Raw genomic sequence first — 14,454 nt, forward strand, 5'->3', positions numbered from 1 at the left:
TAAAATGGTCACCATGGACAGCAATTTCCACGAGATCAGGCACCACACACGTGGCCCACACCGCCATGATATTGAACCCGATTTTGGACACTGCCACCGGCTCACGGAGAAGTACTCCCCTTTTACTCCCCCTTTTCAACCAAAAACTACGGCAATGAACGACATGCCATGGCCTTCGGAAACAACGAAGCACCCCGGAAACACGCGGATTTTGGCGAGCAACCGCACCCATCAGAACCCAGAGGGCTAGATTCTCTTGGTCGTGGGTTCAATTCCCGCCCGGGGCACCCAAAAGGGCCTCTGACCTGCGGTTATATTCCGGAGGTCAGAGGCGTTTAAGGCCAAAAACGGCCCAAGTCACGTTTTACTCACGTTTTTGAACGAAAAGTTGGTCACGTTTTTGGCCCTCATTTGGACCGAAATAGGTTCAATTTCTGCTCACGTTTTTGATTTCCCACTGGCTTTCTCGACGTCCGTAGCTGACATGCGAGATGCCATAGCTCGCAGCCAAGTCCAATCACCTCCGGTCCCCTAGAAATCCCCTCGTTGCCATGGCCGAACAGCACTCTCGAGCCGCGGCAGCGCCGCCGTTTTGTCCATTGTCAGAAACTCGCCAGGGGACTGCTAGCTTCGGCGTCGGGAAGACGCCGCTTGGAAATCGGAGCGTTCCCGACTTAGCGGAGAAAACCGCGGTCTGGACCGCCCAATTTCTACATTTCAACACGGACGCCGATGATCCGGGTACCGTCCGGAAGTCTCCCCCGCAGGGCGTCAAATCCGTGACGGTAGTCGGCGTACGTGGCCTCGCTCCACTCAATGGCACGCAGCTCGATGTTCGTCAGCACGCCGACGATCTTCTTGCGGCTAGTGGTAGTCCACCCTGCGATGTAGGTTCTATGTCTGATGGCCCGCGAATACTTTGGTCATGAATAAATTCGATCCAGATTCCAAGCTCATCGAGATCGTCGCCGCCTCGGACCGCCACCCGGACCCCAACGACAGAGAACCCCAGCGCTTCTCCCTCCTGGCAACAACCCCGCGTCCAAGTCCGTGAACTCTTCGGCACCGCCGTCGCCTTCCCCCACCCCACCGGAATCATCACCTCGTACGAACCGGACGGGACCGAACGCCTCAAATTGTTCTCCGCCACCCAAATCCATCGCGGCAAAGACATGGACTGGCACGGGAGACAATATGAACCCTGCAGTCCACACGGAGTCAAAACTTGAAGCCACCTATAGGTCCGGTGCTGGGATGTCAGCCCCCGCGGCTACACTCAAATGCGTGATCACAGGTGAAATTAAGTCCCAGGTAGACAGGGTTTGGAATACGTTCTGGACCGGCGGAATCTCCAACCCCATCGAGATCATCGAGCAGGTGACGTACCTGCTGTTCCTCAAACGCCTGGACGAAGCACAGACGCGAGCCGAGAAGCAGGCCCTGCGCACGGGCAAGCCGGCACGGAACCTGCCTTTCCCCCTCGGCAATGACCACCTGGGAAGCCCGTGGAGCGACCTGCGCTGGAAGAACTTCCAGAACGATTCCAAGGACGTGATGTTCAAGCTCTTCACGGACCGAATGTTCACGTTCCTTCGCGAGGAACTGCCCAAGCAGTCCAACGGCGAGGAATCCAGCTATGCCAAGCACCTGGAAGGCGCCCGCTTCACAATCCCCACGGCCAACGTCCTCGGCACGGTGGTGGACATCATCACCAAAATGGACATGTCCGGCAAGGACACCAAGGGCGACCTCTACGAGTACATGCTCTCCAAACTGTCCACGGCCGGCACCAACGGCCAGTTCCGCACGCCGCGCCACATCATCGACCTCATGGTCCGCATGCAGGCTCCCCAGCCCATGGAGGAAATATGCGACCCCGCCTCCGGAACTTGCGGGTTCCTGGTCCAGGCATCCGAGTACCTGCGCAAGCACAACGACACGCTGCTAACCAACGCTGAGACCAGGACCTTCTACAACAACCAGCAGTTCCACGCCTTCGACTTCGACAACACCATGCTGCGCATCGGTGCCATGAACCTGCTCCAGCATGGCGTGGAAAACCCCGAAGTCACCTACCGGGATTCGCTCGCCAACCTCCATGAAACCGAGGAGGAGAAGTACGATCTCATCCTCGCCAATCCTCCTTTCGCTGGCAGCTTGGATTACGACAACGTCGCCAAGGACCTCCTGAGCCTCGTCAAGACGAAGAAGACCGAGCTGCTGTTCCTGGCACTCTTCCTGCGCCTGCTCAAGCCCGGCGGCCGCGCGGCGGTTATCGTCCCGGACGGCGTGCTGTTCGGCTCCACCAAGGCGCACAAGGAATTGCGCAAGCTGATTGTTGACGGCCACAGGCTCGACGCCGTGGTCAAGCTCCCCTCCGGCGTCTTCAAGCCCTACGCCGGAGTCTCCACCGCCATCCTGTTCTTCACCAAGACCAACGCCGGCGGCTCCAAAAACGTCTGGTTCTACGACGTCAAGAGCGACGGCTTCTCCCTCGACGACAAACGCACGCCCCTGGGCTCATCCGACCTTGAGGACGTCTTCTCCCGCTGGATGGAACGTTCGACGACGGAGCTCACCCGCGCGCGCACCGACCAGTCCTTCTGCGTCCCCCGCTGCGAGATCGAAGCCAACGACTACGACCTCTCACTGAACCGCTACAAGGAGATCGAATACGACGACGTGGACCACAAGTCCCCCGAAGAAATCCTCGGCGGCCTCGATGAGCTGGAAGCATCAATCCTGTCGGGGATGGCAGACCTACGGGAACTGCTGAAGTGACGATGGTTGATCCTCTCGAAACCCTGCCATTCCTCGACGTTTTTGCGGACAAGACGGGCGGCAATCCAAAGGTCCAAACTTCTGAGTATCTGGCCAGCGGACGCTACCCCATCATTGATCAAGGGCGGCGCCAAGTAGCTGGGTATTCCAACGAGAAGTCCTTGCTCGCAGTTGACCACGGACCAGTCATCATTTTCGGTGATCACACACGCATCCTCAAGTACGTTGAAGGCCCTTTTATTCTGGGGGCCGACGGAACCAAAGTTCTCGTTCCAAAGATCGACGCCGACGTCCGATTCCTTTTTCATTACCTCCGATTCATCGACATTCCGTCTGCCGGTTACAGCAGACACTTCAAGTTCCTCAAAGAAGTTCGTATCCCGCTTCCACCCCTCCCCGAGCAGCGCCGGATCGCGGCCATCCTGGACAAGGCCGACCACCTCCGCGCCCAGCGCCGCGAAGCCATCGCCCACCTCGACGCCCTGACGCAGTCGATCTTCAATGACATGTTCGGCAGCCTGCCGCCGGAAGGTGTTTTGTCAGATGCGGTCTCAGCCCTTATTGGCGGCAAGAATATTGTCGGTGCCGATGACAGCACCAACCCGTTCAGGGTCTTGAAGATTAGCGCCGTCACTTCGGGCCAGTACCTTGAATCCGAGTCCAAGGCACTCCCCTCGGACTACATCCATGCTGCCGATCACGTTGTCCGGCCTGGTGACGTCATTATTAGCCGGGCAAACACGACTGAGCTTGTCGGAGCCAGCGCTCTCGTTGATGCCACGAATGGGCAAACAGTGCTGCCTGACAAGCTGTGGCGGGCTGTACCCACTGGTGAAATTGATCCGCACTATCTCGTGGCTGCGCTCCAATCAGATCGAATCCGCGCAGAAATCAGCTGCCGATCCACCGGCAGTGGCGGGTCCATGAAGAACATCTCCAAACCGAAATTGCTGTCTGTTCCGATCGCGATCCCACCGCTGGAACTGCAGCAGACCTTCGCAAGGCGAGTGGCCGGCGTCGAACGTTTGAAAGAGCAGCACCGCGCCCAGCTGGCACAGCTGGACACCCTCTTCGCATCATTCCAACACCGCGCATTTAGCGGCCGACTTTAACTCTAGGAGTTCCACCTGTGATCGATTCCGTCAATGCTTGCGCTGTTTCACTCCTCCTTGGGGTCGACAACAAGATCGTCTACCACATTCCGCCGTACCAGCGGGAGTACAAGTGGAACAAGACCCACTGGGAACAGTTGCTGGACGACGTCCTGGATTCACCCAAGGGCTACTTCCTTGGCTCCATCATTTGCATCAACCAGCAGAAGGATGCCACGGACGTGGCAACTTTAGAGCTCATTGACGGGCAGCAGCGGATGACCACCCTGTCCATCCTGCTGACTGCACTGTACTCGCTTCTGAACGAGCGCAAGGATGAGCTCGACGAAGAGTTCACCTCGGAGCTGCTCAATCTCAAGCGGAAACTTGTGCTCCGCTCCCCCAAGGATTTCATTCGTCTCAGCCCGCAAAAGCAGAACAACAACAATGCGGACTACAAGGCTGTCCTGGCAGCGGCCGGCATCATTTCAGACAAAGCACGGCCCGCCAACCTCGGAAACCGCAAGATCATGAAAGCGTTCAAGTTTTTCAAAGAGCAACTGGCAATCCGGGGCAAGTTGACCGAGCCGGATGCCATCGAGAGGCTCTTCTCCTTCGTCGACCTGGTGTCGGATGCTGTCTTGGTCAAAATCGAAGTTAAGACGCACTCTGATGCCTATGTCCTGTTTGAATCGCTGAACAACCGCGGGGCCCAGCTGACGCCCATCGACCTGATCAAGAACAAACTGCTGGCAACCACCCACGGCAACGACGCCGAAGCCGTTGACGAGGTCTTTGCCGACTGGATGCGGATCATCGATCTGCTCGGGGACGACTATGTTCAGCAGGAACGGTTCTTCCGCCAGTACTACAACGCATTCAAGCCGTCATTGGAATCCGTAGTCAATGAAGCCGTGGCCACCAAGTCCAACTTGATCAAGATTTTTGAGAAGTTGATCGAGCACAATCCCGAAATTCTCATCGGCGACCTCACGGCGGCCGCGGAAATCTACAGCCAGATCGGATCGGGAGCCGATACCGGAACGCCAACGTTGGATGAAGCGTTGGCCAGCGTTCGCAGGGCGCAGGGGTCAACGTCATACCTGCTCCTGATGTACCTGATGACCCATCGCCAGCGTTTGGAATTGTCAGTCACTGAGCTCGTGGCAATTTGCCGGTTGCTGGTGGCATTCTTCGTCCGCCGCAACGTGACTGGCCTGCCCGCGACGTACGAGCTTCAGCGCACCTTCATGGGCATCACGCGGGATTTGGAAGGGGACTGGAGCGGTTCCGTCTTCGATCATCTGCAAACTCGGCTGGTTGCACTCTCGACCACGGACGACCAGTTCCGGGAAAAACTGCGCGGCGACTTGTACGAGGACGCCCGCGACATGGCCAGGTTCATTCTCGCGTCCCTCGCGGAGTCCACCATGACGGACGAAACGCGCGTAGACCTCTGGGCGATGGCGGACGGGACCCGGCGTGCCTGGTCCGTTGAACACATCTTCCCTCAAGGGGCAAACATCCCCAAGGCTTGGGTTGAAGCCATGGGCGGGGACGCAGACGACGCCAAGCGCGTTCAAAATGAATTGGTCCACACGCTGGGAAATCTCAGCATTACCCGCTTCAACTCAACCCTGAGCAACAAGTCATTCGCTGAAAAGCTCACGTCCACCGACAACGGCCAGCGCTCAGTCGGCCTTAAGAACGGACTGTCCATCAACGACGACGTTGTTTCCCAAACTGAATGGACCGAGCAACACATTCTTGCGCGCCGTGAGAAGTTGGTTGAAATGGCCCTGACCCACTTCAGCATGAACTAACCGCCCAGGCCGAACTCGGCAGATTTTTCGTATCCTTGCAACACCGAGCATTTAGAGGAGAGAAGTGTCCACCGAACCGTCAAGCCCAGTAACGGATGGCATTCCGCGCTGGCAGGATTTTATGATTCCAGTACTGAAGGTCCTCTCCGATGGGACACCGCGGCGGCGGCGAGACTTGATCGTCGCGGTTCAGGACGTCGCCGAGCTGACGGCTGAACAACGATCCGTCCAGCTGAATTCGGGTCAATCTAAAATTGAAAATCGAGTGGGGTGGGCACTTTCCGATTTGACTACTGCGACGGCCGTTCGACGCCCGGTCCGCGCGACATTTGAAATCACGGAGCTCGGCCGGAAACTGCTCCAAAAGCATCCTCTGGGCCTGGATCGCAACATACTAGCCACCATCGACGCGTACAGAGACCACCAATCCAGCAAGATCCCGACCAGTTCACAAGTTGCCAAGCCTGGCGCCGAAACGCTGGAATCAACACTTTCCCCGCAGGAGCAGATTGAGGTCGGCATTGATCTTATCCACGCCGACGTAAGTAACAACCTCATCGAACGCCTCCGCGCCAGCGATCCCGCGTTCTTCGAGCAGGCCGTGGTCGATCTGCTCCTGAAGATGGGCTACGGCGGGGCAGAACAGCGCGGCAAGCGCATCGGCGGGACGGGCGACGGCGGCGTCGACGGTGTTATCGATCAGGATCCACTGGGCCTCGACAAGGTATACGTCCAGGCCAAGCGCTACGGCGAAGGCAACAACATCAGCCGGGAAACCGTCCAGGCGTTCGTCGGCGCGCTGCAGGGCGTCGGGGCATCCAAGGGTGTCTTCATCACCACAAGCTCGTTCACGCCGTTTGCCACTGGATACGCTTCGAGTGTCCCGTCTCGCGTGATCTTGATCGACGGAGAACGCCTAGCCGCCTTGATGATCAAGTACCGGGTGGGCGTGCAGGTCAAGGAGAGCTATGACGTTGTGGAGCTCGACGAGGACTTCTTCGAATAGTGCCAACGAGTGGCTACTCGAAAGGCTGAGGTCCTACGCTGGGCCGGCACTTGACACGGGATAGCCTGTAGTGTGGCGCAGGCACTGCACCAGCAGGCTGGCGATGCCGCCGAAAAGTTCGACCACTTCCTTAGACGGCGTCCTTATTGCATCGATAATCGCCCTTCATGGCATCAAATGCGGCCCGATAAACCATGGTGTCACCCGTCCGTGGTTCAATGAATCAGAGGATCTGGCCGCATCGAGGCGGCAGTCGTGAATGGAGCGGTCTTGGGGGAAGTGCAAAGCAACTTTGCTTTCTTGCGCAACGAATGGGATGCGCTGGCCCAGCGCGCCCGCAAAGCGGAGCAGTTCGCCTTTATCGACCCCCGAACGTCCATGTTTTACGCCCGCCACACCGCGGAACACCTGGTCGATTGGATCTACCAGGCCGAGCCGTCCATCCCGGTCCCCTACAAGCCAGACCTGAACGCGCTGATCAACCAGCGCGAGTTCAAGGACATTGTTGGCACCGCCATCGGCAACAAGCTGGACGCCATCCGCAAGATGGGCAACCGCGCCGTCCACGACAAGCAGGATCCCTCCCCGCTCGCCTCGCGGCAGGCGGTCACCGAACTCTTCCACGTCTGCTACTGGCTGGCCCGGACCTATACGCTCGACCCCGCCAATCTCCCGCCCGAGGGACTGCGCTTCGACCCCGAGCTCCTCAAGCCCAGGCTCAAGCCCAGCCAACCCGTGCCGGAGCCGCAAACCGCCGAACAACTCACGGCGCTGGGCGATGAACTGGCGGCTAAGGATGCGGCGCTGGCCGAGGCAAATGCGGAATCGGCCAGCCTGGTACAGCAGCTGGCCGCGCTCCAGGCCGAGGTCAAGGCCGCGAAGGAGCGCAACGAGGGCGTCCCCGACCATCACGACTACGACGAGGCACACACCCGCGACTACCTGATCGATGAGGACTTGCACGACGCCGGCTGGGACCTTGGGAACCCCGAGGACCGTGAGTACCCGGTCACCGGAATGCCCAATGCTGCCGGCACGGGGTGGGTGGACTACGTCCTGTGGGGCGCTGACGGTCTGCCGCTCGCCGTAGTGGAGGCCAAGCGGACCACCAAGGACGCCCACAACGGCAAGCAGCAAGCGAAGCTCTACGCCGACGCGCTGGAACGGAAGTTTTCCCGACGCCCGGTCATCTACTACACCAACGGCTACGAACACTGGCTGTGGGACGACACCATGTACCCGGAACGCCCCGTGCAGGGTTTCCACACCCGCGATGAACTGGAGCTGATGGCGGCACGCCGCTACACGCGCCGCAGCCTGGCTAACGAGCCCATCGACAACGCCATAGTGGAGCGCGGCTACCAGCACGCGGCCATCCGGGCCGTGACGGAATCAGTCGAGGCGGCGAACCGGAAGCAGCTCATCGTGATGGCGACAGGGACGGGGAAGACAAGGACCGTCGTCGCGCTTTCCAAGATGCTCATGGACGCCAACTGGGCCAAGCGCATCCTGTTCCTGGCGGACAGGGTGGCCCTGGTGGAGCAAGCCGCCAAGGCATTCAAGGCACACCTGCCCGGAAGCGCTCCGGCGATTCTGGGGCGCGACGCCGAAGCGGAGTCGCGCATCCACGTCGCGACATACCCGGCAATCATGAACCTCATTGCGGCGCGGCAGTACGGGATTGGCTACTACGACCTGATCATCGTGGACGAGGCACACCGCTCCATCTACCAAAAGTACCGCGCGATCTTCGGCTACTTTGACGCCCTGCTGGTGGGGTTAACGGCCACCCCGCAGTCGGAAGTGGATCGCAACACCTACTCCATGTTCGACATCGAGGACAACGTCCCCACTTTTGCCTACGAACTGGACGAGGCCATTGCGGCCGGGTACCTGGTGCCACCGCGGGTGGTCCCCGTGCCGCTGAAGTTTCCCTATGAGGGCATCCGCTACGACGACCTTTCAGAGGCGGAAAAGGATCAATGGGACGATCTTGAGTGGGACGAGGACGGGGTGGTTCCCGACGCCGTTGACCCCGCCGTGGTGAACAGCTGGCTCTTCAACACCGACACCGTCAACAAGGCTCTGGAAGTGTTGATGGCCCGCGGGCACAAGGTGGCCGGCGGGGACCGGTTGGGCAAGACCATCATCTTTGCCAAGAACAGCGACCACGCCAACTTCATCGCCGCGCAGTTCGACAAGAACTACCCGCACCTCAAGGGGCACTTTGCACAGGTCATCACCTATCAGGTGAACTACGCACAGAGCCTGATCGAGGCCTTCATGCGCAAGAGCGACAACCCGCACATCGCAGTCTCCGTGGACATGCTCGACACCGGGATCGACGTACCCGAAGTGGTCAACCTGGTGTTCTTCAAGATGGTCCGCTCCAAAACCAAGTTCTGGCAGATGGTGGGCCGAGGAACCCGCCTCTGCGCCGACCTCTACGGGCCGGGCAAGGACAAGAAGGACTTCTTCATCTTTGACCTGTGCCGGAACGCCGAATTTTTCAACGCCGGCATGGACGGGAATGAAGGTTCCGTGGGCCGCTCCCTGTCAGAGCTGACCTTCGCCGCCCGGGCCAAGCTGCTCTACTCCGCCCGTGCCACCGATGCCTCCCCCTCGCTGGTCACAGACCTAGTCCACACCCTGTCCGGGCAAGTATCCCGTCTCCCCGAGGCCAACTTCCTGGTCAAGCCGCACCGCAGGGCCGTGGAGAAGTACTCCCTGCCCGAAGTATGGGACGGGCTGGGCGAAGGAGACATTGCAGCACTTGAAACCGGGCTGGCTCGCGTTGCGGGCCAGGGTGTTCCGGGCGGGCAGGAGGAGGCGAAGCGGTTTGACCTTCTTGTGTTGAATGCCCAGCTTGTTTCCTTGGAGAACCCCGGCGCCTTGGACTTTTACCGCAAGAAGATTCAGGCCGTCGCCGCCGCCCTGGCTGACCAGCCCAACAACCCGGCCATCGCACCCGTCCTTGTCCTGCTGGAGCAGATTGCGGACAACCAGGAGTGGGAATCCGTCTCGGTGGAATGGCTGGAATCGGTGAGACGCAAGCTGCGCGAGCTGGTGCACCTGATCGAAAAGAGGCGCCGCAACGTGGTGTACACGAGCTTCGAGGACGAACTCGGGGACCTCGTGGAGATTGAACTCGACGGCGTTCACTCCGGGGTCAACGATTTCTCCCGGTACCGCGAAAAGGCGCGCACGTACCTGCGTTCACATTTGAATCTCGCCACCCTGCAGCGCCTCCGCCGCAACAAACCGCTGACGGAGCTGGACCTGGCGGAACTCGAGCGGATCCTGGCCGAAAGCGGCGCCGGGACTGCCGAAGACCTGGCGCGGGCTAGGTCCGAGGGACTGGCCCATTTTGTCCGCTCCCTCGTGGGGCTGGACCAGACCGCTGTGGAGGAGGCCTTGTCCGAATTCATCACCGGGTCCACGCTCAACGCGGCGCAACTGGATTTCCTGTCCGTACTCACCACACAGCTGTCCGAAAATGGATCCGTGCCGATTGATGCCCTTTACAAGTCACCGTATAGCGAGCTGGCGCCAACCGGACCCGACGACCTCTTCGGCGACGCCGTCTTCGATCGGTTGGAACTGGTGCTGCAGTCATTCGACGATGGCCTGAGAGTTGGTTAGTTCAGGTTCGTTCGGATCTGCTTCTGCCCGATAGGTTTGCGGCCAGCAAATTGCCCACTCTCAGCGACTTAAGGTGCCCTGACATCTGGTGTGGTTGAGTGAGAAGAATGACGTCAGGGAGCCTCGGACAAGGGCAGAGTTATTCAAGCCGGGCAACCTTGTATGCTCGTTTATCGGAGAGGCGCGTCGATGCCGAGGGTTACGTCCGGCGCAATGCCGCCAAATCCTGACCCATCCCGCTCAGCACCTCGGCGCCACCTGCCCAAACGCAACGCACCAGCGCCGTGGGGGCCGCGCCAGACCAACTCCGCCGCGGCCTCCACGAGTCCAGGCAGCACAAAGCCCCGCCCACACATGGTGGACGGGGCTGAACCAAAACGATCGATTTAAAGGTGGCTGCCCTCAGAATTTAGCGCGTTTACCCATGTCTTGATTGCGGAACTCTTTAGATACATCGGAATAGGCGCACCTTGGCTCACTTCCTTCGGCGTCGGCTTGAACCCAAACTTCTTGTAGTAGTCAACAAGTCCTGGGTTCTGCGCGTCCAAGCATAGGTAACTACTAGTCGTAAGCTTCAGGATTTGAGCATACTTCAGGAATGCGGCGTCCATAAGAAACTTGCCAAGGTCGCCTCCTTGATGATTCTTATCGACTGCTAAGCGCCCGATGTAGTGCGCGGGCACAGTGGATTTGGCGTCACGCCTACTCAGAAGTTTCTTACTATCGCCGTTTGGTAGAACTTCGACTTCAAGACAATACCCAGAAAGTGTGAAGAAGCCGAGTGCCCGATTATTGGCATCGGCCGCCACAAAAACCCTCGTGACATCGCTCTCATGGCTCCTGAGGGCTGACTTGCGGAGCCAAGTATCCATTTCCTCGTTGCGTTTGCAGTCAAATGCCCTCAGATCGTGTGCCGCATCTAGGGCACGCAACGAGAAGGCGCCGTCAATAGCTTGGTTCATAGTGGAAGGCTGCTGGAGATCAGATGGACATCAGCAAGCGCTGGTAGTCACTAGGAAGGTCAGTAAATAGGTTCGCTGGCACTACCTGATCGCAGTTTTCCATTTCGGCAAACTCGGCTGTAGTCACAGCGCGCCCGAAGGCATCCGGGAGCATAGATAGAACGGGCACAGAGACCAATTTCCCTCTCAGCATGTATGAGCTGGTACGTTTTTCTTCGAAGAATGCGACCAGCTCATCACTCGACATGTCACCACGTTTTGCATTACGCAACTCTGCGGATGCCCACGACGTTGACCAGGGGTCCTCTTGGTGCGTCATTTCCACGAGATCCCAAGCGTCGTATTTTCCATAGGTTGCCCAGACGGCGTCAACAACCGCAGCAACGTGGGAATCCTCGATCTTGGATGTGGCAACTTGAGTCCGGAGGTCATCAAGCGAAAGTGAGCGCTGCTGAGCATGGACGTCAAGGAGGTTGGTCACGACGGGGCCATACTTCATCGAGTAAAAGCCCTGCTCAAAGAGCGGGCGGCCAACTACATGTCCATACCAACCAAAAACATAGAAAACCAGCTTCTGCAATTTGATTGTCTGCAGCTTGTTGTTCGGGGCCCGCCGAAGAAGTTCATCGGCGACGTCAAAGACAGTAGTCATCTTCTCCCTTTCCACTTAGCCACATGATTCTCCACAGGCATACCCTTGCGAAACTTGGCCTGTAGCGTGTTGTCCACAGGCTGTGCACTCAGTCTAACCTTAGACACGATTCTTGTGGCAACGGAATCGCGCATCTCACATCAGTTCTTGAGGACGCGACATCAAGAACTTGACCTGCGCCACTACTGAGCCTCTTGTTCCAGTTACAGATAGTCCAGGGATGGGTGGCCTTCCGGAACGGCTATAGCCCCATCAACGCCACCTGGGCAAGAGGCTGCCCTCGACACTGCTCTCCCGGGCTGGCAAAGCCAAGCCTGAATTCAGAGAAGGGCCGTCGATGCCGTAACGCCTATGGCTCTCTAACAGTCAGGTCAAACAACGGCCCCGGTCGATGGACCTACATGAACACATGCCAAACCACGTTGTGCCTTCTGGTACCCCATCATCGCTGGGCGGGCCCTCCACGCAACCAGGGCGCTGCGCGCCGGGCACTCCCCCAAAAATTCTTCCTCGGCGCTCCTCCGTCGCTTATTTCCTCGAAACAATTTTTGCCCCGTGCCCGGTACCCCAAGTTGCCCTCCGGCCCCAAATACCCAGCGGTGACTCCTCTTACCAGAAGGCACCAACAGAGTAGGCGGCCGCGAAGAACCGGCCACCGAACACATAAAGAGGAGCAAGGCAATGGAACCGATCAGAATCAGCAGCCCGGCCGATGCCATCAGCTACATGGGCCACAGCCTCGGCTACTGGCCGAAGGAAAGCCTGGTCTGCGTCGCCCTCGAAGGCACCGCCCTCGGCCCGACCCTGCGCGTCAACCTGCCAGCAAGCCTCGATTTCATCGAGACCTACACGGAGCGCGTTGCCCACTACTTCGGCATCGACCTCGACGCCACCGCCGTCCTCATGGCCTTGTTCACCCATCGACCGTGGGGCAAGGGAGACCCCAAGCCCTTCGCTTCCATGGTCCAAGGACTCAAGCGCCAGTTCTCCGCCGCGGGGTTGCTCGTCCACCATGTATGGATCGTCGGCCCCGAATCCTTTGCCCCGTACGACGGCGCCAATCCCACCTTCTGCGGCAAGGAGACCCCGCTGGAGGCCCTCGAATCCAGCACGCTGAACGCAGAACTCGTCTACCAGGGCAGCCTCATCGAACAGAACGACACGCCCGCCATCCCCGAGCTGTCCGCCACCCATGCCGACCACGACGCCGTCGAGTCAGCAATGCGGGAGATGGCCGCCAACCCGGCCCAGAACCTCGACGCCGCCTACCGGCTGTGGATGGACCTCCTTGACCACGGCGCCGAACCCACCCGTGACGAACTCGCAGAAGTCCTCGCCGGGCTGCAGGACGTCGGACTCAGGGACCATATCCTCGCCGACATGCCAGGCCTCAACGAACCCATGGACGCAACACTCTTCGGTGCCACGACCGAGGCTCCGCTGTGGGACCGGATCGACAGCTCCGAGAATCTGCTGCGGCAGTTGCTTACCATCGCCGCCCCGACCCACGCCGCCGCACCGTTGACAATGCTCGGCCACATCTGCTGGTGGAAGGGCAAGGGAACAGCCGCCGCGAACTACATGCACGTCGCCCTCACATTCGACCCGGACTACCACCTGGCGAAGTTGCTGGACCAGTTGCTCGGGGCCGGCGTCGTCTCCGGCTGGGCGCAACACAAAGAAACCTGCTATCGGACCCACTGACCCCGGCCGCGGGGCCCACGACCAACAGATTCGAATCCAGGCGATAACAATGGTCATCACCGTATACAGCAAGCCCGGCTGCCAGCAATGCAAATTCACCTGCCGCAGCCTGGAGAAGGCCGGCATCCCCTACGCCGTCGTCGACCTGACCACCAATGCCGCAGCCCTCGAATACGTTCAAGACCTGGGCTACTCCCAGGCGCCCATCATTATCGTCAACGATCACCACCACTGGTCAGGATTCAACCCCACCGAAATCGAACGGCTGCGACTTGCCATCCGATAGAGGCAGCCAACAAGAATTTCAGCGCCGCATGAGAACCTCATGCGGCGCTTTCATGCGCCCCATCCATTGCCCGCATCCCGCCCACCGTCCAGTAAGCACGATCATCAAAGCCAAACTCCCCGGTCGTCACCAGCCCGACCCACCACAACAGCTCCACCACCAACAGCCATGCCGCTGCCGCAACCAAAAAGCCCTTCACACCGCTGGCACCCGAGCCCGGTGCCGTCACGGCGGGATGTGACGCCAAGTCATATAGTTTTTGGCCCGGATCACCATGGATCAATATGCCCATACAAATCTGCCCCGAATGCAACACCACGTTCACAGCTGCCAGTCCGCGGCAGGTCTTTTGCCGACCGGCCTGCGCCCACCGCCGGCGCCAACGCAAGTACCGGAAAACCCGCCAAGACGTGACGACGCCGGGCGCCAACCCGATCGATCGTTCGATAACCGACAGCCAGGAAGCAACGACAGCGCTCACTGCCCTCTACGAGGCAGCCCTCCGAA

Annotated in this window: 13 protein-coding genes; 9 read left to right on the top strand and 4 right to left on the bottom strand. The window is 59.4% G+C overall.

The window, feature by feature from the left end:
* A partial coding sequence (locus MMF96_RS08655; RefSeq protein ID WP_256883259.1) for a hypothetical protein occupies positions 1 to 250 on the top strand: 250 nt, incomplete at its 5' end.
* 460 nt (positions 251 to 710) lie between these two features.
* On the opposite strand, the gene MMF96_RS08660 is transcribed toward MMF96_RS08655, so the two are convergent.
* The gene (locus tag MMF96_RS08660) at positions 711 to 845 is read right to left on the bottom strand and encodes a hypothetical protein (protein ID WP_256883260.1); all 135 of its coding nucleotides are present in this window, start codon (positions 843 to 845) and stop codon (positions 711 to 713) included.
* A gap of 80 nt (positions 846 to 925) precedes the next feature.
* Between MMF96_RS08660 and MMF96_RS08665 the strand changes: the two genes are divergently transcribed.
* From MMF96_RS08665 to MMF96_RS08690, 6 genes are all read left to right on the top strand, one after another.
* The gene (locus MMF96_RS08665) at positions 926 to 1,054 is read left to right on the top strand and encodes a hypothetical protein (protein ID WP_256883261.1); all 129 of its coding nucleotides are present in this window, start codon (positions 926 to 928) and stop codon (positions 1,052 to 1,054) included.
* Between the two features lie 230 nt (positions 1,055 to 1,284).
* Complete coding sequence (locus MMF96_RS08670; protein WP_256883262.1) at positions 1,285 to 2,781, top strand: class I SAM-dependent DNA methyltransferase; 1,497 nt, start codon at positions 1,285 to 1,287, stop codon at positions 2,779 to 2,781.
* Between the two features lie 2 nt (positions 2,782 to 2,783).
* Positions 2,784 to 3,893 carry a restriction endonuclease subunit S gene (locus MMF96_RS08675; RefSeq protein ID WP_256883374.1) on the top strand — a complete coding sequence of 370 codons (1,110 nt, stop codon included), beginning with the start codon at positions 2,784 to 2,786 and terminating at the stop codon, positions 3,891 to 3,893.
* Positions 3,894 to 3,910: 17 nt separating this feature from the next.
* Positions 3,911 to 5,695 carry a DUF262 domain-containing protein gene (locus tag MMF96_RS19790; protein WP_256883263.1) on the top strand — a complete coding sequence of 595 codons (1,785 nt, stop codon included), beginning with the start codon at positions 3,911 to 3,913 and terminating at the stop codon, positions 5,693 to 5,695.
* Between the two features lie 64 nt (positions 5,696 to 5,759).
* Positions 5,760 to 6,701: a restriction endonuclease gene (locus tag MMF96_RS08685; RefSeq protein ID WP_256883264.1), complete on the top strand. Its 942-nt coding sequence runs from the start codon at positions 5,760 to 5,762 to the stop codon at positions 6,699 to 6,701.
* Positions 6,702 to 7,001: 300 nt separating this feature from the next.
* Positions 7,002 to 10,343 (top strand): DEAD/DEAH box helicase family protein, encoded by a 3,342-nt coding sequence (locus MMF96_RS08690; protein WP_256883265.1) that lies wholly within the window; start codon positions 7,002 to 7,004, stop codon positions 10,341 to 10,343.
* A 386-nt stretch (positions 10,344 to 10,729) separates the two neighbouring features.
* Here MMF96_RS08690 and MMF96_RS08695 read toward each other — a convergent pair whose 3' ends face one another.
* Positions 10,730 to 11,305 carry a GNAT family N-acetyltransferase gene (locus MMF96_RS08695; protein WP_256883266.1) on the bottom strand — a complete coding sequence of 192 codons (576 nt, stop codon included), beginning with the start codon at positions 11,303 to 11,305 and terminating at the stop codon, positions 10,730 to 10,732.
* Between the two features lie 19 nt (positions 11,306 to 11,324).
* A complete protein-coding gene (locus MMF96_RS08700) occupies positions 11,325 to 11,957 on the bottom strand; it encodes a Panacea domain-containing protein (protein WP_256883267.1) in 633 nt (210 codons plus the stop codon).
* 681 nt (positions 11,958 to 12,638) lie between these two features.
* Between MMF96_RS08700 and MMF96_RS08705 the strand changes: the two genes are divergently transcribed.
* Both MMF96_RS08705 and MMF96_RS08710 read left to right on the top strand, forming a co-directional pair.
* Complete coding sequence (locus MMF96_RS08705; RefSeq protein ID WP_256883268.1) at positions 12,639 to 13,661, top strand: DUF4192 domain-containing protein; 1,023 nt, start codon at positions 12,639 to 12,641, stop codon at positions 13,659 to 13,661.
* A gap of 49 nt (positions 13,662 to 13,710) precedes the next feature.
* Complete coding sequence (locus MMF96_RS08710; RefSeq protein WP_256883269.1) at positions 13,711 to 13,947, top strand: glutaredoxin family protein; 237 nt, start codon at positions 13,711 to 13,713, stop codon at positions 13,945 to 13,947.
* 37 nt (positions 13,948 to 13,984) lie between these two features.
* On the opposite strand, the gene MMF96_RS08715 is transcribed toward MMF96_RS08710, so the two are convergent.
* Entirely contained in the window at positions 13,985 to 14,428 is a 444-nt protein-coding gene (locus tag MMF96_RS08715) for a hypothetical protein (protein ID WP_256883270.1), read from the bottom strand.
* Positions 14,429 to 14,454: the final 26 nt, after the last annotated feature.

Source organism: Arthrobacter sp. STN4, from assembly GCF_024539665.1.
Classification (GTDB): domain Bacteria; phylum Actinomycetota; class Actinomycetes; order Actinomycetales; family Micrococcaceae; genus Specibacter.

What these genes read in the sequence shown, in the direction of transcription:
- MMF96_RS08675 (WP_256883374.1), top strand. Translation starts at nt 2,784, where the DNA reads ATGGTTGATCCTCTCGAAACCCTGCCATTCCTCGACGTTTTTGCGGAC.
- MMF96_RS08665 (WP_256883261.1), top strand. Translation starts at nt 926, where the DNA reads ATGAATAAATTCGATCCAGATTCCAAGCTCATCGAGATCGTCGCCGCC.
- MMF96_RS08710 (WP_256883269.1), top strand. Translation starts at nt 13,711, where the DNA reads ATGGTCATCACCGTATACAGCAAGCCCGGCTGCCAGCAATGCAAATTC.
- MMF96_RS08705 (WP_256883268.1), top strand. Translation starts at nt 12,639, where the DNA reads ATGGAACCGATCAGAATCAGCAGCCCGGCCGATGCCATCAGCTACATG.
- MMF96_RS08700 (WP_256883267.1), bottom strand. Translation starts at nt 11,957, where the DNA reads ATGACTACTGTCTTTGACGTCGCCGATGAACTTCTTCGGCGGGCCCCG.
- MMF96_RS08695 (WP_256883266.1), bottom strand. Translation starts at nt 11,305, where the DNA reads ATGAACCAAGCTATTGACGGCGCCTTCTCGTTGCGTGCCCTAGATGCG.